The organism is Methanobacterium subterraneum, from assembly GCF_002813695.1.
Taxonomy (GTDB): domain Archaea; phylum Methanobacteriota; class Methanobacteria; order Methanobacteriales; family Methanobacteriaceae; genus Methanobacterium; species Methanobacterium subterraneum.
This window is the reverse complement of the sequence record NZ_CP017768.1, coordinates 2,179,870-2,199,586: the sequence shown is the minus strand read 5'-3', so window position 1 is coordinate 2,199,586 and position 19,717 is coordinate 2,179,870. Positions and strand designations below refer to the sequence as shown.

Below are 19,717 nucleotides of genomic sequence, written 5' to 3'. Positions count from 1 at the left end.
TTTAAGCTTTTGTTTCCATTTAAAAAAATATTAAGTACCCTAGATTCACAAATTTCCGAAAATGAATCAGAACTTTTGGAACCTAAAACAATACCATCAATGTTAATATTCAGATTCAGACCAGATAATCTGGAAAGTGGTTCCCTTATCTCTGGAAAGTATTATACTCCCGTCTAACTGGTTTACCAAGGTATTCACCAGCTGGAATCCCATGGTTCCACTATCCTTAAATCCAATATCTGGAGAAAGCCCCACACCATTATCGTTAACAATCAAAACATTGTTTTCATGGTTATCCAGACCGAACTCCACGGATATTTCTCCTTCACTGGTTCCAGGGAAGGCATGTTTCACCGCATTGGTCAGGAGTTCGTTGATGATCAGTCCACAGGGTATAGCGGCATCAATGTCCAACATTAAACCATCTGTCCGTGTTTTCATCTTTATCCGGTTTGTGTCAACGTGGTAAGAACTGATAATGAGTTCTATAATTTTCTTAATGTACTGGGAAAAATCTATTAGAGCAAAATCTTCAGATTGGGAGAATCCATCGTGGATGAGTAGCATTGATTTAACCCGGTTTTTATTATCCTTCAGAACTTCCCGGTTTTCCTCATCTTTCATGTACACTGATTGTAGTTCCAGCAGGCTGGAGATCATGTTCATATAATTTCTAACCCTTCCATTGATTTCACCCAAAAGCATCTCTTTTTCCTTTAAAGATGCATTTATTTCTGTTTCTGCCTTTTTACGATCGGTGATATCTTGTGCTATGACTTGAACTGCAAATAATTCCCCATTTTTAAGTAAAGGAGCCGGATAAATTTCCATTAAGCGTATTTCGCCTTCCCGGGTAATTAAACGTGACTCAAATGGACCCACATCTTCTCCTTTTAGATACTTGGAAAATAATTCCTGATAGTAGGTAGAATCTTCCCCAGTAATGGACTGGAGATCAGTGAAGTACATACCAATAGTGTCATCGCGGGAGAGTGGGCTGAACTTTGCCGCAGCATGGTTGAGATCGATTATTTTACCATCCAATCCTAGGACAACCACGTAATTAGGGAAGTATTCAAAAAGAGTCCGGTATTTTTCTTCACGTTCTTTAAGAGCCTGTTCCGCAACTGATTTTTCAAGTTTTTCTTTAGCCTCTTTCAAAGCCCTTAAAACAGAATGAGGTAATTTTGAGAGGTTATTTTTAAGAACATAGTCTGTTGCGCCCTCTTTTAACATTTCTACCGCGAAATCTTCACCTATTTTTCCACTTACAAAGATGAAGGGCGTGTTGGGAGTGATTTCCCTGGCCAGGTTCATGGCCGTGATTCCATCAAATTGAGGTAAGGAATGATCTGCCAGGATGATGCTCGGCTGGAACTCCACCAGTTCTCTCCGGTAATCATCTTCTTTTTCCACGATTTTAGATGTGAATTGGAGACCTTCTCGCTTAAGCTGAGTTTCTATAAGTTCAGCGTCCAATGGCACATCCTCTAGTATTAGAACTCTTATTTCTTCAGCCATAACATCCCACAGAGTGTTATTCATTAAGATTTCAGATATTTATTGGTATGGATCATTAACATTTATACTTATTATTATTTCCCAATAACTTCTTTTTATACTTATAATCTGTAAGGTTTTTCAGGCTGAACATCCAGTGAAGCTTTTGGAAACACAATATAACAAAAGAATAAGCTAAACGATTCAGATCTGAACATATATACAGGAAAAAAATTGGAAAAATAATATAAAAAAAATAAAACTTGAAAAATAACATCTTAAAGTCAGTTAAATAAAAAAATAGTATGTTAAACCGATAACTCGATAGGATCGGTTTTGATTGTATATTCACAAGATTTAATTTTTTCAAAATTAATTTCAGGCCAGGATTTCATCATGAATTTCCAGTGCATCCATCTTAACCTGTGTGGCTTGTTGGAAATAATGATCAAATAACCGGTTCCCCCATGAAATAGCCTCTTCACCATGACTAATTAGGGAAATATTCAGATCATATGCTCCGTCAGCTGAAAATAGGCCCAAAGCAATGAAGTTATCTCCTGTGGTCAGTGAGATCTTCACATCTTCATCGATTTTCATTAACTGTAACTGACCATCATTGATCCATTTTTCCAGTTTGTCTTTCCCTGCATTTTCAATCAGTTTGTCAATAATTCCTTCAGTCATGATTAACTGAACGTTTCCATCTTTTTCAAGGGTTTCCAGGAAAATCTGAATGCTTGAGGGGTTATAAACTGATGTTAATTGTTTGAAATTTTTGCTCTTTGATTGGAATTCGGATAAAACCTCTTGTGGTCTCATGATATTGGTGCTGGTGGATTTGACAATGAATGATTTTTCCAGACAACCTATATCTTTGAAGAGTTCTGGGGGTATGCAGCTGATGTCATGGTTTAAGAACAGTCCTTCACATAGGTTTAGGGAGTAGAAGGATCTCATTACATCGATTAGTTTGTTGGCTACCACTTCTCCGGTTTGGGATAGGGAGTAGTTTCCTGATTCTCGGAAAATGAAATTTTTCTGTTCCAGTTGATTCATCCCATGTAGAATGGTGGATGAACTTAAATGGATTTCCTTACGTAAATCAGCCAGATTCTTGGATCCACTTCTTAAACTTATTAATATTTTAGCCCGCACATCAGAGGCTATAAAAAACTTCATATCATCTTTAACTTGCTCGTAGAGTTCAAACATATAGTCCATTTCACTTCCACCTTTGATTTGGATAAGGGGATTTTAATTATTATATAGAGTTTATGTAATGATTTTCATTATTGACTTTTGTGACCTTAATTTTAGTTGCATGATCATATGATTAGTGGAGATTAATAAATATTCCCTTAGTGGCCACTATATAAATATGGTTAATAAGTAGTAAAATTGATTATTAACAGCTATACCCTAAAATTGTGGGATAACGCAGAATTTTATTATTAATAAATAGTGATTAAATGTTTATTAAAAACATTTATCTTAAATGAACCTTTCAAACCTTTCTTTTTCCACTTTACATATGGGACATATTTCAGGAGGTTCTTCACGAGCACACAAATACCCACAAACCTTACATCTCCACACTGGAAGATATAGAGAACCTAAAGATCTTTTTTGAGTGATTTTTTTGGTTGATTTGCGTTCTCCAGGTCCTGGTCTTCTTTCGGGTATTGAAGTTAACTTTTTTTTACCTTGGAGTATTTCATTGGAGATGTATAACCCACAGTAACATGCTCCGAATTCATCCAGGTCAGTATCACGATAATCACAGGGACATATGATATCCAGGTCTTCTTCTTTGACTCCAGATGCCAGTCGACAGGGACATGCTCCGTAGCCATAACGATCCTGATTTATGAGGATGCTTTCCAGAAGTTCCTTGGTGAATGATTCATCAGGATTCAGATGATAACCAGAAGCCTTTGCATCTTCTTTTAACTTTTCATAATAAGTATTCACATCATTTGCAGTGATATCCTCAGGGTTCATCCCAATATCTCCCTCACTTTATCTTCATTGAATCCCACAATGGTTTCTTTATCATTTATCACCATTGTGGGGAATGAAAGTTGGGGGTTCCATTTTTCCACTTGTTGGATTACTTCCTGTTTTTCATCTCCTTGGAGGAGGTCAAGATAGACATAGTCATATTCAGCTCCCACATCTTCCAGAAGCATTCGGGTCTTTTTACACCAGCCGCAAGTACTTAAAGCAAAAAGGACTATTTTACCTTTGTTTTCACCATCAACATGTTGCATTAACATTTGATTTCCTCCTTTAGATATCATTAAAGTTATCCATCTGGATCAGGCCCAAATTCATTGTAATTCCATCTTTAATTATGTTTCATGATGTATTAATAAACTGACCAAACCACTAAAATATAATATTTTATTAAATGTTATAGGTTGTCCTTCACCATCCTCAAGGCACAGAACTCACCGCACATTGTACACATATCACTTTCAGGAGTAGGTTTTCTTTCCCTGCATTTTCTAGCCTTTTCAGGGTCAAATGCAAGCTGGTACTGTTTTTCCCACTGGAAATTTTTCCTAGCTCTGGCCATTCCCATCTCCTTATCCCATGCACTTTTAAGCCCAATGGCAACATCAGCAGCTTGTGCAGCTATTTTTGATGCTATAACACCTTCTTTCACATCTTGAAGGCCAGGTATGGAGAGGTGTTCAGCAGGGGTTACGTAACATAAGAAATCAGCACCGGCACGGGCTGCCAGAGCACCACCAATGGCAGATGTTATGTGATCATATCCTGGTGCTAGATCAGTTACAATTGGCCCTAAAACATAAAAAGGAGCACCTTTACAGACTGTTTTCTGGATTTGCATGTTGGCTTCCACCTGGTTTAGGGGTACGTGTCCTGGTCCTTCTACCATGACCTGTACATCGGCCTCTCTGGCACGTTTAACCAGATCTCCCAGTATAAGGAGCTCACCAATTTGCGGTATGTCTGAAGCATCAGCCAGACATCCGGGTCGGAGGCCATCACCTAATGAAATGGTAATATCATGTTCCCGGGCAATTTCCAGGAGGTAATCATAATTTTTGTATAATGGGTTTTCTTCCTGGTTATGGAGTATCCATGCAGTTAAAAACGCCCCTCCACGGCTTACTACTCCCATAATTCTTTCTGATCTTTTGACTTTCTCCACTGTATCCAGGGTGATGCCACTGTGCACAGTCATGAAGTCCACACCTTCCCGGGCCTGGTTTTCAATAGCCTGGAACATGTCATCTTCATCCATGTTAACCACTGCTTCTTTTTCCTGGGAAGCCGTGATTCCTGCTTGGTATATGGGCACAGTACCTATGGGAAGATCAGTAGATTCCATTATTGCTTGGCGCACTGCACGGAATTTTGGTCCGGTGGAAAGATCCATCAGTGCATCAGCACCGTATTCTACTGCAACTTTGGCCTTGTTTACCTCCAACTGAACATTTTCCAGTTCAGGGGAAGATCCTAGATTGGCGTTGATTTTGGTACGGAGTCCTCTACCCACTCCACAGGGTTTGGTGTTCCTATTTTTATTGGTAGGAATCACCACATGACCTTTAGCAACTCTACGTGTGAGTTTTTGAACATCTATTCCTTCATATTCTGCTACTTTTCGTATTTCGTCTGTGATCTGGCCCTTGCCAGCCTGGTACAACTGAGTCACTTTTCATCCCTCATGTTTATATTAGGAAGTAGTTCTGAATTAAATATTATGATAAAAAAACTGCATGCTCAGGATATCATGATTCAGGAAGTGCATGTTACCTCCCCCAATGACTTGGTAGCGGCTGCCAAACTGAAGATGATGCGCTGCAATGTGGGAGGCCTGCCAGTAGTGGATGAAAAACAGTTGGTGGGAATAATAACCCACCGAGATGTTTTATTAGCAGGGGGAGAATCTCTCGGCCTGAAAGTGGGGGATTTAATGAGCAAAAATCTAGAGGTAGTGGATAAAGAAACTCCTATAATGGTTATTACCCGAATAATGGCTGATAAGGGTTACCAGAGAATCCCAGTAGTGGAAGATGGTAATTTAGTAGGGCTCATAACCCAGAGCTCACTGATCCGTGCACTGGCAGATTCCGGAGAATGATTCAATGACATCCTGAAATTGTTCCTTGAATTAATTATCTCTTTATCTTGTAATATTCTGTGATAAATCGTACCACCAATCCTGATGGACATATAAATGATTATCATAACCTTAAATTAAAGGATTCGGAATTTTAGCATCTTTTTTATCCTTTAATCCACCAATTTTTTCTATTCTCATTTTAAGGAACTTTTCACCATCCTCACTGGCTGCGTAAATAGGTATTGACGCTCCAACAGAGAATACATCCTTTTTTTCCGCAATTTTTCTTAACTGCAGTGATGCACAGGCAGTGATCACATCCGCATCTTCAAAGAGGGATTCGGCATCCTTAAATGAAAGACCAGTGGTGTGAACTGTGAATATATATATTTCTACATCTTTATTCTCACTTTCAATTTCCCGAATCTTACCCGCATCCTCTGCAGAAGCCACAGTCACGCCAATTTTAGTGTAACCATCCCTAATAGCTTTAATAACCCCTTTAACTTGATTAATTTGGGCATTTTCCGGGTTTAGTACTTTATTACTACCCACAACATTGATTACTTCATTTATGGGGCTGGTGCTAATTATTCCAGAAATTCTGCCACCTATTCCCTGCACCAGTTCTGGGTCCTCCACAATTACTGTGCCACATCCTTCACATACTATCACTGCACACTGGATGACTTTTTCATCCAGCAATGTGCCTAATGTTTCTGATATACCGAAGGAAAGGAAATCAGCCATCTTCATTTTCCTTTGACCGGTGCACATACCAAAATCATCAATACGAAACTCCATGTTCTCTTTAATTACTTGAGGAGTGAGTTTTTCTATTCCCCTGTATTTATGGAACAAAGGACAGTAATCAATCAGGGGTTCTCCAATGTCGACCACTTTACCTCCCTTTATAATCACTTTTGCCTTTCCAAGAGCCTCCATAACATGTTCATCCACCTTCAACACCTCTAATATTTCACAACTACATACTTTACCATTGGTAATCATGTCTAAAAGTTTTACCATTTATGACCACATATATTTTGAATAAAATTTCCAAGAAAAGTGTTATGGATAATTATAATACTCCTGCTATAGAAAACTTTAAATTAGATGAGAATGAACAGCATATAAGCCATGCCGGGGTGGCTCAGCTGGTTAGAGCGCGCGGCTCATAGGGTATTAAGCAAGTGCTCTGACTTTTTCCTGGGATACCGCGAGGTCGCGGGTTCGAATCCCGCCCCCGGCACTTATTTTAACTTTTAAAAAGGTATTTGTTGAATAATATTAATCCAATTGGTAATTAATTATTTTAAACGTTCGCTCATCTCCCGGTATTAGTGCAATTATTTAATATTAATTGGATTGCATTTCCAAACCAATTTACCCCTTTATTGAAAGTAAATTGGAAGAATTTAACATAAGTATTCAGTTTTTTCTTTGAAACCCCTCTAAATATTCTTAAATATTGCCTTAAGAGCGAATGTCTGTTTTCACAATTATTAACGTGATTTTCACCATCAGCATATTCTTTTTCTGAATGTTTGATTATGTGATGTTCTTTAACCTTTGAATGGCCTTCTAAACCAAAGTATATAGTATAATCATCAGTAAATAACCTTATAGGTTCATTACAATGCTTATCTATTTTTTCCCGAATTAAATCCTTAGAAAGATTCTTTTCTACCATTAATATTGTATTTCGCGTTCCTCTTTCCACTACAGTAATAATTGGCGGTTTATCTTTTTTCCAAGTTCCCCTTCCCCTTAATTTAAGTCCTCTAGTCCTTGGATAGTTTTTTTAAACCCTTTTCACCTGCAGATTGATACATCTCATCTATTTCCACATCACCCTTCAAAACAGGATCCGTGGATTTATCCATCAAACTTTCTCTAAATTCATGCGCTACACGATAAACACTATCCCACTTATGACCTAACTCATCTGAAAGCCTTTGAACACTTTTTTTATCCAAATTCATAATGATATAAAATATCTCACCCACAGGAAGCTTTTTATTGGCAAATACCGTTCCAGTAAGGTCACTAAAATTCAATCCACAACTATTGCAAGAATAGCGCCGTGATTTACCCTGAACACCCCGATTATAAACTTCAAAAGATTTGCACACCGGACAATAAACTCCACTAGACCACCTCACATGTCGTAAAAAATCCATGGCCTTTTCTTCATCTGGAACAAACAATTTTGGAACTAAATTTTCGGATTTCATACATTATAATATGGCACTAACCTCACATAAACCTTTGCACTAATATGGGGATATGAGCGTAAACGTTTTTATTGAAACAAGTATTAATTTATTGAATTTAATATTTTGTAGTTTTTTGTGGGGATTCAACTAACTTTAATTCTCTTCTTAAAAAAATAATCCCCACAGAACTACAAAAACATTAAAATAAAACAACACCAGACTAAAAATATATAACTGGAAATAATTAATGATTATATTAAGGTTATGAGCAATCTGGTGTATTTATGGCCACTGAATACAATAAAGAAACTTACTGGGAAATATTAGACCGGCAGAAGGGAATCATCACTAAAGAGGACCAGGTCAAGCTTTTAAACTCTCTGATTACTGTTGTTGGTTGTGGGGGAATTGGTGGAGCCACCACTGAGATGCTGGCCAGAATGGGATTTGGAAAACTTAAAATCGTTGATAAAGATGTTTTTGAAATTTCCAACATCAACCGGCAGCTCATGAGCAGTTTAGAAAGTGTGGGAATGCAAAAAACACATGTAACTAAAGAAAGACTTGAATCTTTAAATCCTTCGGTAGAGGTTGAAGTATTCAATGAGGAGTTAACTGATAAAAACGTTTTGGAAATATTAAAGGGCAGTCAAATCGTGGTTGATGCCCTGGACAACCTTTTAACCCGTATAATAATCAGCAGATGCACTGAAAAATTAGATATTCCCTTCGTCCACGGAGCCATACACGGCACAATGGGTCAGATTACTGTTTTCAACCGTTCCACACCTAAATATGAAGATTTATTTAAATTACCATCACACGGGAAAGAATTAACTGATGAAATCGTTGAACAAGTATCAAATCTTTCTAAAGAGGTTCCACCAGTCATTGGGCCGGTACCCAACATCGTGGGATGCCTTCAGGCCTTTGAAGTTGTGAAAATTATTACAGGTAAAGGAAGTCCCATAATGGCCCCATGTGTATTAATGTTTGATTTGATGAAGGAAGAATCATTTTCAGTGGTTCGTTTTTGATAACATAGATTTTTTTTAAATTTTAGTTCATTTATTTCCTATTTCATGATGAAAATATCTTAAAAATTGTAATTTTAATGAACGTAATATCAATACCCCCTTCCAAAAACATTTATATACCAGTAAAAGGAAACATTCTTCCGGTGAAGATCACGGAGGTTACTAAAATTGCAAGACAAAATTGGAAAAGTAATTGAAGATATTGAAAGATGCGGGACTAAATTCGTTAGGATGCAATTCGTGGACATACACGGAACTCCTAAAAACATGGCTATTCCCCTGGTAAAACCAGACGACATTGAAGACATTATCAAAGATGGACTATTATTTGACGGTTCATCTGTTGAAGGATTTGTGGACATTAACGATAGTGACCTGGTAATCAAACCAGACCCTGACACATTCTCAGCCCTACCATGGAGACCAGAAGAAAAGGGAGTATGCCGGTTCATATGTGACATCTACTGGCCGGATGGAACACCCTTCGAAGGAGATCCAAGATACATACTGAAAAAGACCCTGGAAAAAGCCCAAAAAATGGGTTACGAATACAACGTGGGCCCTGAACCAGAGTTCTTTATAGTGGATGTTGATGAAGAAGGAACCGTATACCCCCATGATGAGGGTGTTTATTTCGATGTGGAACCCGTAGACCAGGGAACTGACATGAGAAGGGAACTGGTCCTGGGACTGGAAGAACTGAACTTCGACGTGGAAGTAAGCCACCACGAAGTCGGCCCCGGACAGCACGAAATCGACTTCAAATTCGACCACGCTTTAAAAACTGCTGATGCTGTTATCACCTTTAAACAGGCAATCAAAGCAATAGCAGACAAACTTGGTTCAATGGTCACCTTCATGCCCAAACCATTCTTCGGAGTGAACGGTAGCGGAATGCACTGCCACCAGAGCCTATTCAAAGATGGTAAAAACGTGTTTTTTGATGCTGACACCGAAACCCAGCTTTCAGATGAAGCATTGTACTTCACTGGAGGTTTACTCAAACATTCCAAAGCTCTGTCTGCCATTGTGGCCCCTTCAGTTAACTCCTACAAACGACTAGTACCGGGATACGAAGCCCCAGTGTATATTGCCTACGGACTCAGAAACAGATCCACCCTGGTCAGGATCCCTGCATCCCGTGGCAACGGTACCCGTGTGGAATTCAGATGCCCCGACCCATCCTGTAACCCCTACCTGGCCTTCGCAGCCATGTTAGAAGCAGGTATGGATGGTATTGACAACAAGATCCACCCTGGAGAACCAACTGAAATCGATGTATTTGAATTAAGCCCAGAAGAACTGGCACCACTGGGCATCGACACCCTCCCATCCAGCCTATGGGAAGCATACCACGCCCTGGAAAAGGATGAAGTAGTTAAAGCATCACTGGGAGACCATGTCTACAACCAGTTCATGGCTTTAAAAAGAAAAGAATGGGATGACTACCGGATCCAGGTATTCCAGTACGAACTGGAAAAATACTTGCAGATCTAAAACCCCCCCATTATTTCTTTTATTCCTTTTATTTTCTCCTCATACTTACATTGATATTTAGAAGTTTCCCATCCGATTTTAACCATAAGTATTTAAAATCAATCCCAATAATTAGAACTAACATTCTTAAATTAATAACTGGATTAAATTACTACTATTCATAAAGGAAACTATAATTCTTATAAAAGAAGTCAATTGATTTTCCTTAAAATGGAAACGTTTACTTGAAATTAAAATTAGGGAGAATGGTGAATCGATGCCACAGGAAACTGATCGTAAGATGATGGAGATCCTGAGGATCCTGGCAGACAGAAGCGAGGTCTTAGGAGCAAAAACCATAGCTGAAGAGCTCCGCAAGAAAGGATATGATCTTGGGGAAAGAGCAGTACGCTACCATATGCGCATCTTAGATGAGAAAGGATTCACAGAGCGAATAGGCTATGCTGGAAGACGTATAACGCCCGAAGGTGTGAAAGAACTCGAAAAAGGCCTTATTTATGATCAGGTTGATTTTATTTTCGCTAAATTTGAGGACATGATGTACCAAACCACCTTGAATCCCACCACCGGATTGGGAAAAGTAGTGGTGAACTCCTCCACCTTCAGTTATGATTCTGAAGTAATGGATATCATTAAAAACATCTTCAATAAGGGATTATCAGTGAGTCCCTACGTTAAAACTACCACCCAAACTGAGGATGAACCTATGGTGATGGAAACCATCTGCGGCACTACCATAGATGGTATGCTACTTAAATCAGGGATCCCTGTAGTTCCCAAGTTCGGAGGACTGGTGGAAATATCCGATTATGTTCCCCGAACTTTCACCGAACTCATTGCATATAAAAAGACTTCCATGACACCCCTGGAAGCCTTTACCGACCGGGAAATGACTTCAGTTTTAGAATTAGCAGATTCGGGTAACGGAGATATTCCCGCCAATTTCAGACTGATACCAGCCAATGCCCGTGAAGATGCCAGTAAATTATTTGAGAAACTCAAGAAGATAGGTGTGTCCGGGCTTTTGAAGATTGGTAAACCTGGTGAATCTGTTCTAGGCATTCCCGTGGATAAAGATATGGTAGGTATTGCGGTAATTGGTGGTATTTCACCTTTATGTGCTGCTAAAGAAGCAGGTTATGATGTTGACATTAAAATGGCCGAGAATATTGTTGAATTCTCAGAAATGGAACCTGTAACTACCCCCAAAAATGTTATAAAAAAGGCCAGTTCTGAACCGGGTGAAAAGGTTAAATTCCTCCTTTCCAAGGCATGGAATCTTATAAACAATGTTGATTTTGACCCGGAAACTCTTAAAGGACAGGTAATAGTAAATGTGTCTTACCTTAAAAACGAAGACTTGGATGAAGGTCTTAAAATCTTTGATCAGGTCATGGCCTCCCGCCCAGAGTACTGTACCAGTAAATATTTCCAGATACTCCCAGGACCAGATGGTAAAAAAGGCCTGGCCACAGTTTGCAGCCTTACCATCGACGGCATACTCACCAAGCACGGTATTGCCTCCACACCCCAATACGGTGGCATACTGGAAACTGGAGGCAAATCCCCTCGATTTATTGAACTCACTGCTTACAATGGATCATCACTGGATCCCCACGAAATATACCTATCCAAGGGATTGACCTCAGTGAATAATTCTCTAAAGAAGAGTGGAAGAATACTGGCTAGTTTAAGAGAGATTCCATATGTTGCCAGACCAGAAACATTGGATGTCCTGGATGATGCAGAAGAAGCTGGTTTTTCCATCTTAAAAGTTGGTAAACCAAGTGAACTGGTCTACAATGCCAAGGTAGATCGTTATCATGTGGGGATAGTTGCACCCGGTGGCTTAAATCCAATAGCAGCCATTAAAGAAGCAGGGATATCTGTTGAAGCCAAAGCAGTGGAGATGTTAATGGACATATCACAGATGGAAGAGTTTTAATTGGTGAATTTAATAGTGTTTTATAATTTTCACCATATTAAACCAAGTTATCCATTATTAAATCCATTACCAAATAATTTCTCCAATTGTTTTTATCTGAAATTTTTAGTCCAACTTTTAAAAGGGAAGGCTCATTAATTGATGAAGGTTCATTTTGATAGGTGAAATTCATTTAATAGGGGGAAGGTTCATCCATCTATATCAAGATGTAATACACTAACCCCAACAACACAAATTTGATGTTATAAAAGATCAATATAAAAATAATTGAATAGGTGATGTGATGAAAAAAAATAAAAATGTTTGTGCTACCTGCGATGAAATCTGCCATTACATTGAAGAAGAAGTTAAACCAGGCGATACTGTTAGATTATCCCTGGGAAGATGTTACATTCCAGGAAAAGTTGTTAACAATAATGATGGAGTCATCCAAATAGAAATCGATAGCGAAATGATCAAGGGTTTAAGCACTATTGATGTTTCTAAACTGAAAGAACATCTGGTGGAGCTGGAGCATGAATGTCCCGATGGTATGTGCTGCACCCTGGAAGCAAAGGATGAATAACTTTATTTTCTTTAAATTTTTTAGCTTTCATGTATCCAATCCAACTGGACTTTAAGAGTATTTTAAATTGGGAAAATAATCCGAAACTCTAATTTTTTACTATTTTTATTCCTTTTTATTCATTTATTTCCACATTTATATTCCATTTTTCAATTTTGCCAATATTCCAATCCCACAATAATCCAAAACAAAATCGATATGTTTATATATACATATCGTTAATCTGATTATAGTAAAGCAAGGGAAGTGAAGTTTATGGTTGTAGTCATTGACATGGAAAAATGTGGTCAAATTAAAGACTGTCCCGGTGAAGGATTATGTATAAAACTCTGTGAACAGGGTGCACTTAAAGAAGTTGACGGTGAACTGGTTTTAGTTCCAGAAAACTGTGATGACTGTGATTTATGCATTCAGAACTGCCCAAATCAGGCCATAAGCAAAGGATGATAACATGAGCTTTGTGGTAAGGGAGGGAAAGGAAAACCGTTCCCTCACCCATAAAAATGAAAAATGCGTAGGATGTGGGATATGTTCAGATATCTGCCCCACCACTGCAATCAAACTGGGACCAATACTCCCCATAGCCCGAGGGCTGCTCAAAACAGATTTCATAACTATCGATGAAAACAGTTGCTGTCTTTGCGGTTTATGTGCATCATCATGCCCTTTTGATGCCTTAGAATTGGATATTGATGGGACAAACACCAAAGATATGATTAATTATCCCCGCTGGACTCATGATGCTTCCATCGATTCTGAAACCTGTATCTACTGTGGAAGATGTAGTACTGCATGTCCCCAGGATGCTATTTTCCTCCACCGATCCCTGCCGGAGGTGAAGGAACTGGTTCGTGGTGAAACTGAAGTTGACCAGGAAAAATGTATCCATTGTGGAGTATGTGAGGAAATGTGTCCTGCTGATGCAATTAACATGGATCGAAATGATATCAACTCCAGTAATCCCTCCATTGCCACTTCAGTTGATATTGATGAATCCAAGTGTATCTTCTGTAGTATATGTAAGCGTGTCTGTCCGGTTAATGCCATTAAAATCGTTTGTACCACCTGTATGGAGCGAGATGAAATCGTCAATCCTGAAATTGAAGGAGACATAATTCTGGATGAGGACACTTGCGTAAAATGTGGATGGTGTCAGGAAGTGTGCCCAGTTGATGCTGCAGAAGTTACCAAGCCCTTTGAAGGAGAAATCTTCCTCCGGGATGATTTCACCTGTAAGGGTGAATCCTGCCATGCCTGTGCTGATGTATGTCCCTGTAACGCCATTAGCATTGTGGAAGGTAAATCAACCATCAATCCCAGTTTCTGCATCCTTTGCGGCGCCTGTGCCAAAGCCTGCCCACAACAGGGCATTACACTCAAAAGGAAAAACATGAACCTGGAGAATGTTAAATCCAAGGCATGGACCAGTAGATTGGCAGATCTTCTGGAGGATTAACCTTAAAAAAAATATCAAATAATTTACAGTGTTCCAAAATTTATTTTCTTCCTCCTTTCTTTTTTTTCTTTTTTTAGCTCCTTTAAAAAATAGTTTCGCCAAATTCCATTTTTATCAAGTACTTAAATAACAAGAACTATAAAAAATCCTCTAAATTAAGTTTATCCAAATTTAACCAACAGGTAAAATTTATCATAAAAAAGATAATTCTGAAAAAAATTAACCGTGAAAGTATTTTTTCTTATTTTGGATTAAACTCTAAATCAGCGGATCACTGCCAAAAAATAATATTATTTTCTTCTAATAAAGTTTTTCGGCTTTAAATCCAGTTTGTATTATAATAAACCCTTCTCATTAATGAACTGTATTTTAGTACAGTTCGTTAAAATTGATTTTTTGATCTTTATTTTAAATTAAAAGATCAAAACAAGATTTATTCAAAATTTTATATTATCGATATGTATTTATATATAATTCGTTAAATCTTGTTTTACATAACAAAAATTAAATGGAGGTGAAAAAGTGAAAAACACAGCTATATTACTAACGCTAGCATTTGTATTCACTTTGACCATTTGTGGAGCAGCAACAGCTGCTGAAAATGAAAGTTATAACTTAGGACAAGAGGCAACGCAGAATGCAATTGCAGACGCACAATTAGGATTCACTTCTGCCGATGGAACACTAGTAATAACCAATGCCGGTGCAGCAGAACTAAACGGTGACAGTACCGAAGGTGGACAACAAGCAGTGGTTGATACCACCGCACCCCTAAACCCAGACCAGCAGGTAACCTATGGTAAAGGAAACTTGGTAATACTAAACAAACCTAACGACCCCCTGGAATATACATTTGTAACCAAAGAAAACAACGTACTTTTAGCCAAACGGTTCCTGGTTAACTCTGATGGCACACTAACTTCAGGCGCAACAGTTTACATCGCAGAGAACATGGCTGAATCCAACTGGAACACCATAAAAGCCGCTCTGGGCAACAACGCATTTGATATAACAGCCATTGCCAATTTGTGGGCAAATGGAGCGCCCAGTGATCTTCTGAAAGTTGCAGGTACCAGTGGAGTTTCTGAAGGGCTCTTAACAGGTTATGTATCCTCAAAGAGCTTTTATGAAAATTTCCCACTGGCCAACAGCCAGCAATCCTACCATGTAATGGTTAGTCCTGGTGCTGGAGACGATGACATCCCCATGACCATATTGGATGTGGTACCTTTAAAATGGGTTGGAAGCGGATCATCACAGGTTTACAACTACCAAGCACTCAATAATGGTGATCCCAACGAAAACGTCTACATCATATGGAATATGGACACCAAAACCGGTATTCTGGCACTAATGAAACACAACACCAACCTGTTAAACCAGTTCAAAGCACAAACCGGTATAAACGTGGTAAGTGGCAGTTTAAGTGAGCTCAAATACATGACCTGGCTCTTTGCCAAGATGAAAACTGATCCAGGTTCACTGGTTACCGTGGATAAGCTAGCCACCATCAACAAAGCCGATTTCGATTACCTGTGGGGTACAGCGGTAATGGACCCCAATGACCCTACCAGGACCAACGTGATCTTCAACCCCGGACATGGGTTTGACAAGGCATACATCAACAATCTCCCTAACTACGCCCACAACTACCAATACCAGAACATTCTACCCCGTAACAATTACGCAACAATGGAAGCTATCGGTTCTCAAGCAGCCCAAATAGCCCAGGGATTACTGGGATTCAACAACGGAGATTCCAACCTACTGGTTATAACCTCAGCAGGGTACAGTCTTCTGGACAACCAGGGGACACTGGGAGCCTTAGATGGAATTATCAGCATGACTGGTAGTACTATAAATAACCTGTTCAGCCTCAAAAGAGGAATATGGACACCTTTATGGTTCTTATTCACTCAAAAAGGTGCTAATGGGGAGCTGAATTCAGTATTGCTTCAGTACAATGAGAATACCCAAACTCTGGAAGTATTACCTGTGGTTTACAATGGTGTTTCCTATGATGTTTTCGACATCAGCGGGGCTAATCTGGCAGGTGGATCAGGATCAGAAGGTTGGGATAAATCTGTAGCAGTATACAATGCCTACACATACAGTATACCAGACTCTGCGCAGCAGGATTATTACCTGGTGAGCTTGGCTAACCAGTGGTCCTATGGAATGCCTTACGCCTTCTTAAAATCAGCAATTAGCGGAGGTTGTCCTGGTTCAGGACTTACCCAAGGTTATATCATTGCCGACTACGTCAAAAACAACTTACCATTAAGTGCAAACGATATCTACACCTACCTGGCAATAACCGCACACTGCAAAGAACAGGTTCTAATTGACAGTCTGGGATTATCCGCTGCACAGGGAACCTACTACACCACTGGGCTTAGATACTCCACTGAAAACAGTGCGGCAGGTATATTTGTACGATGGAATACTGCAACCAACACTGGTGAAGCAATGCTCCTGGACCTGAACACTGCGGTTATCAACCAGTTACAACCAGGCAACAGCAACTACTACAAAACCATGTACTGGGCTATCTGGTACCTTGACCAGGCTTTCCCTGGTAAAGCATTATACAGTACAGTTCAGACCGCATTTAGCGTGGTCCGAACCATACCCCTAACTCAGAGTGATCTGAGCAACATGGTTGCTGCCGGTGGAGATCCAGCAGATTTCATCAAAAACTTCGTGATACCCACCCCTACACCTACCCCCACACCAACCCCAGTAATTCCTGGTGGAAATGGGCAGGGAAGCAGCCTGGGACAGCAGTTATCTGGATTTATTGGCGGATTCACATCCACCAGCACCCTACAAGATCAGGGATCATCTGCAGCCAATATTGCTCCAGGTTTACCAATACCAGCAGCCAGCACTGCTACTACTGTACCTGGAACCGAATCTGCTTCCTCAGATTCTGGAATATTATTCTGGATTTTAGGAGCTTTAATGGTGGCTGTTGCCGCAACCATATTGTACCTGGCACGTGACAGCATTGCTGCCGCAGTCTGGGGATCAGAGCGGTTAGGAAAATAAAATTACCAAATTGGAGGAGTTTTATCTCCTCATTCCCTATTTTTTTAAATAACTAATCGATGGACTTACTTTAATTAAACATCCCCCCAACTGAAAGACCAATCTACAATAACTCACCTAAACTTGGAGAAAAAAATGGCTTTTCACTGTCAAAAAGGGTGCCTTAAAATTCTGGAAAAATTTAAAAGTTTTAAAAACCAGGCTTACAAGGTTAAAACAGCTTCTAATAATTTTTATGTCCTCAAAATATATAATAAAGATTCAAAAAAATCTAATTCATTTGTTGAAGCTATTAATTTAAAAAGATTAGAGTTTAAAGGTGTTAGGGTTCCGAAGGTAGTGTACAGATCCTCACCAGATGATTCAGAGGATTACCTTTTGCTGGAATATGTACCAGGAGTAACCATTTCCCATTTACTGGAAGAACAAAATGGTCATGGTGACCACTGCATAGATATTGAATTTAAAAAATATTTGAAAGACTTAGGATGTTGGGTAGCCTCTTTACATGGAATTCAAGATAATACGGGTAGTTTTTTGAAGGGTGACTGTAATTTGCGCAATTTCATCTGGACCGGTTCTGAGATCTGTGGTTTGGATTTTGAGGAAACCAAAATAGGAGATCCCCGTGAAGATTTAGGTGAGATCTGTTTTTTTCTTCTTACCAACTCCCCACCATTAACATCCCTCAGGCTGGAAATGGTTGACTGGTTCTTGAAGTCTTATGAAAAATCTTCAGAGACCAAAATTAGGAATATATCTGATTTTATAGCAAAAAGTGCTAGAGAAGCCTATAGAAGACGTCAAAATTTTAATCGTGTATGACATATTAAAAAAAAGAATAGAAATGGATGAATCATTGTTCGAAGTGTACCCTGAATCAACTGGTTATTCTTTGCCAATCATCACTTCAGTGGCTTTAATAATTGCCACCACTTCATCCCCAACTTTAATGTTAAGATCTTTCACTGATTCTTTAGTTATTACCGCAGTAATCTCATCTGGAGCCTCTATTTTTATTTTAACATTGGCAGTGATTGGTCCTTCCTCTACTTTCTCTACTTTTCCTTTAATACCATTTCTAGCGCTTATTTTCATGTTTTTACCCCTTAAAATATCTATTCTCAACGTGTTATTATTTGTTAAAACCATGAAATATATTTTTTGATTTTCAAATTTTCAGCCCTGTATTATCCCTATTATCATTATATTGTTACTACTAACTAAGTAAAATGTCTAAAATCAAATTTCATCAACTTTTATGATAAAATTGTTACCATGGAGCTATTAAAGCCTGAATTTTGAAACTTTGATTATCATAAAATTCGATATGGTTATATATGCAGATCGAATATACCAATTAATACATATCATTAGAGGAGATTGTAATGGAAAGAAATACAAAAATAGCATTGCTAGCAGTTATAGTTATTGCAATTGTTGCTGTAGCAGGCCTTGCTTTCAGCGGATTCGGAGGTAAACAAACCCTTAAGATTGCTACCACCACCAGTCTGGAAGATACTGGTCTGTTAACAGTATTAGAAGCAGCTTTCGAAAAACAGAACCCCAACATTGATGTACAGTTTATTGCCGCAGGTACAGGGCAGTCCCTGGAATATGGTAAAAAAGGTGACGTGGATTTGGTAATGGTTCACTCCAAAACTCAGGAACAAAAGTTCATAAATGAAAGTTATGGTACCCAACGTAATGTGTTCGCCTACAACTACTTCTACATCGTAGGACCTGCAAGCGACCCTGCCCAGATCAATGGAACCAACGCTACAGAAGCATTCAAACAAATCAACACCACTGGTTCAGCAAATCCGGATCAGGTGAAATTCGTGTCCCGTGGAGATAATTCAGGAACCCACAACCGAGAAATTCAGATCTGGAATAAAACCGGTGCCGACTACAACACCACCATACAGGGGCAAAAATGGTACATTGAATCCGGTAAAGGAATGGGAGACACATTAAACCTGGCCAATGAGAAAACAGCCTACACCTTATCCGATTCAGGCACATACCTGGCATACAAAGGTAACATCACTCTGGTACCATTCGTTACCCAGGGTAAAGATCTGCTGAACATTTACTCCATGATACCAGTGAACCCGGAGAAGTTCTCCAATGTTAACTACAACGCATCAATGAAATGGGTAGACTTTGTGCTTTCAACCGAAGGTCAAAACATTGTTGGTGAGTACGGTAAAGAAAAGTACGGTCAACAGTTATTCATACCACTGGCCGGACAAGCCGAACCAACCAAATAACCCTACTGTTGAATAGTTAGTTTTTTATTTAGGGGGAATCTAATTCCCCATATGATTCTTTTTTTGGTGGTT

18 protein-coding genes, 1 tRNA gene and 1 pseudogene are annotated in these 19,717 nt (G+C 39.0%); 11 read left to right on the top strand and 9 right to left on the bottom strand.

Features of this window, described 5'->3' with window-relative positions:
- Positions 1–102: 102 nt before the first annotated feature.
- The 5 genes from BK009_RS10645 to thiC all read right to left on the bottom strand — a co-directional run bounded on the left by BK009_RS10645 (position 103) and on the right by thiC (position 5,191).
- Positions 103–1,521 (bottom strand): PAS domain S-box protein, encoded by a 1,419-nt coding sequence (locus BK009_RS10645; protein WP_100909560.1) that lies wholly within the window; start codon positions 1,519–1,521, stop codon positions 103–105.
- A gap of 357 nt (positions 1,522–1,878) precedes the next feature.
- Positions 1,879–2,724, bottom strand: a complete 846-nt coding sequence (locus BK009_RS10640) for a helix-turn-helix transcriptional regulator (protein WP_100909559.1) — start codon at positions 2,722–2,724, stop codon at positions 1,879–1,881.
- Between the two features lie 270 nt (positions 2,725–2,994).
- Positions 2,995–3,504, bottom strand: coding sequence for a ferredoxin-thioredoxin reductase catalytic domain-containing protein (locus BK009_RS10635; protein WP_100909558.1), 510 nt, complete (start codon positions 3,502–3,504; stop codon positions 2,995–2,997).
- Positions 3,501–3,803, bottom strand: coding sequence for a glutaredoxin family protein (locus BK009_RS10630; protein ID WP_236950979.1), 303 nt, complete (start codon positions 3,801–3,803; stop codon positions 3,501–3,503). Before BK009_RS10630 ends, BK009_RS10635 begins: the two co-directional genes overlap by 4 nt.
- A 113-nt stretch (positions 3,804–3,916) precedes the next feature.
- On the bottom strand, positions 3,917–5,191 hold the full coding sequence (gene thiC, locus BK009_RS10625) for a phosphomethylpyrimidine synthase (RefSeq protein WP_100905053.1): 1,275 nt from the start codon (positions 5,189–5,191) through the stop codon (positions 3,917–3,919).
- Positions 5,192–5,239: 48 nt separating this feature from the next.
- Here thiC and BK009_RS10620 point away from each other — a divergent pair, with 48 nt between their 5' ends.
- Positions 5,240–5,620 (top strand): CBS domain-containing protein, encoded by a 381-nt coding sequence (locus tag BK009_RS10620; protein WP_100909557.1) that lies wholly within the window; start codon positions 5,240–5,242, stop codon positions 5,618–5,620.
- 111 nt (positions 5,621–5,731) lie between these two features.
- Here BK009_RS10620 and BK009_RS10615 read toward each other — a convergent pair whose 3' ends face one another.
- Positions 5,732–6,562 (bottom strand): methanogenesis marker 8 protein, encoded by an 831-nt coding sequence (locus BK009_RS10615; RefSeq protein ID WP_100906684.1) that lies wholly within the window; start codon positions 6,560–6,562, stop codon positions 5,732–5,734.
- Between the two features lie 182 nt (positions 6,563–6,744).
- Here BK009_RS10615 and BK009_RS10610 point away from each other — a divergent pair.
- Positions 6,745–6,854, top strand: a tRNA-Met gene (locus tag BK009_RS10610).
- Between the two features lie 75 nt (positions 6,855–6,929).
- On the opposite strand, the pseudogene BK009_RS10605 reads toward BK009_RS10610, so the two are convergent.
- Both BK009_RS10605 and BK009_RS10600 read right to left on the bottom strand, forming a co-directional pair.
- Positions 6,930–7,364, bottom strand: a pseudogene (locus tag BK009_RS10605) (IS1595 family transposase); the annotation flags it as partial.
- A gap of 22 nt (positions 7,365–7,386) precedes the next feature.
- Complete coding sequence (locus BK009_RS10600; RefSeq protein WP_100907644.1) at positions 7,387–7,839, bottom strand: transposase; 453 nt, start codon at positions 7,837–7,839, stop codon at positions 7,387–7,389.
- A 266-nt stretch (positions 7,840–8,105) separates the two neighbouring features.
- On the opposite strand from BK009_RS10600, the gene BK009_RS10595 reads away from it, so the two are divergent.
- The 8 genes from BK009_RS10595 to BK009_RS10560 all read left to right on the top strand — a co-directional run bounded on the left by BK009_RS10595 (position 8,106) and on the right by BK009_RS10560 (position 18,197).
- A complete protein-coding gene (locus BK009_RS10595) occupies positions 8,106–8,858 on the top strand; it encodes a HesA/MoeB/ThiF family protein (RefSeq protein WP_100909556.1) in 753 nt (250 codons plus the stop codon).
- Positions 8,859–9,026: 168 nt separating this feature from the next.
- Positions 9,027–10,355, top strand: a complete 1,329-nt coding sequence (glnA, locus tag BK009_RS10590; RefSeq protein WP_100909555.1) for a type I glutamate--ammonia ligase — start codon at positions 9,027–9,029, stop codon at positions 10,353–10,355.
- Between the two features lie 256 nt (positions 10,356–10,611).
- Entirely contained in the window at positions 10,612–12,300 is a 1,689-nt protein-coding gene (locus BK009_RS10585; protein WP_100909554.1) for a DUF128 domain-containing protein, read from the top strand.
- A 283-nt stretch (positions 12,301–12,583) separates the two neighbouring features.
- Entirely contained in the window at positions 12,584–12,865 is a 282-nt protein-coding gene (locus tag BK009_RS10580; protein WP_100905058.1) for a DUF2097 domain-containing protein, read from the top strand.
- Positions 12,866–13,120: 255 nt separating this feature from the next.
- The gene (locus BK009_RS10575; RefSeq protein ID WP_100905059.1) at positions 13,121–13,312 is read left to right on the top strand and encodes a 4Fe-4S binding protein; all 192 of its coding nucleotides are present in this window, start codon (positions 13,121–13,123) and stop codon (positions 13,310–13,312) included.
- Positions 13,313–13,316: 4 nt separating this feature from the next.
- Positions 13,317–14,321, top strand: coding sequence for a tungsten-dependent formylmethanofuran dehydrogenase subunit FwdF (fwdF, locus tag BK009_RS10570; protein ID WP_100905060.1), 1,005 nt, complete (start codon positions 13,317–13,319; stop codon positions 14,319–14,321).
- A 522-nt stretch (positions 14,322–14,843) separates the two neighbouring features.
- A complete protein-coding gene (locus tag BK009_RS10565) occupies positions 14,844–17,372 on the top strand; it encodes a hypothetical protein (protein ID WP_100905061.1) in 2,529 nt (842 codons plus the stop codon).
- Positions 17,373–17,507: 135 nt separating this feature from the next.
- The gene (locus BK009_RS10560; protein WP_100909553.1) at positions 17,508–18,197 is read left to right on the top strand and encodes a phosphotransferase; all 690 of its coding nucleotides are present in this window, start codon (positions 17,508–17,510) and stop codon (positions 18,195–18,197) included.
- A 63-nt stretch (positions 18,198–18,260) separates the two neighbouring features.
- Here the strand turns inward: BK009_RS10560 and BK009_RS10555 are convergent, their stop codons facing one another.
- Complete coding sequence (locus tag BK009_RS10555) at positions 18,261–18,470, bottom strand: TOBE domain-containing protein (protein WP_100905063.1); 210 nt, start codon at positions 18,468–18,470, stop codon at positions 18,261–18,263.
- A gap of 290 nt (positions 18,471–18,760) precedes the next feature.
- Between BK009_RS10555 and BK009_RS10550 the strand changes: the two genes are divergently transcribed.
- Positions 18,761–19,645, top strand: a complete 885-nt coding sequence (locus tag BK009_RS10550; protein WP_100909552.1) for a substrate-binding domain-containing protein — start codon at positions 18,761–18,763, stop codon at positions 19,643–19,645.
- Positions 19,646–19,717: the final 72 nt, after the last annotated feature.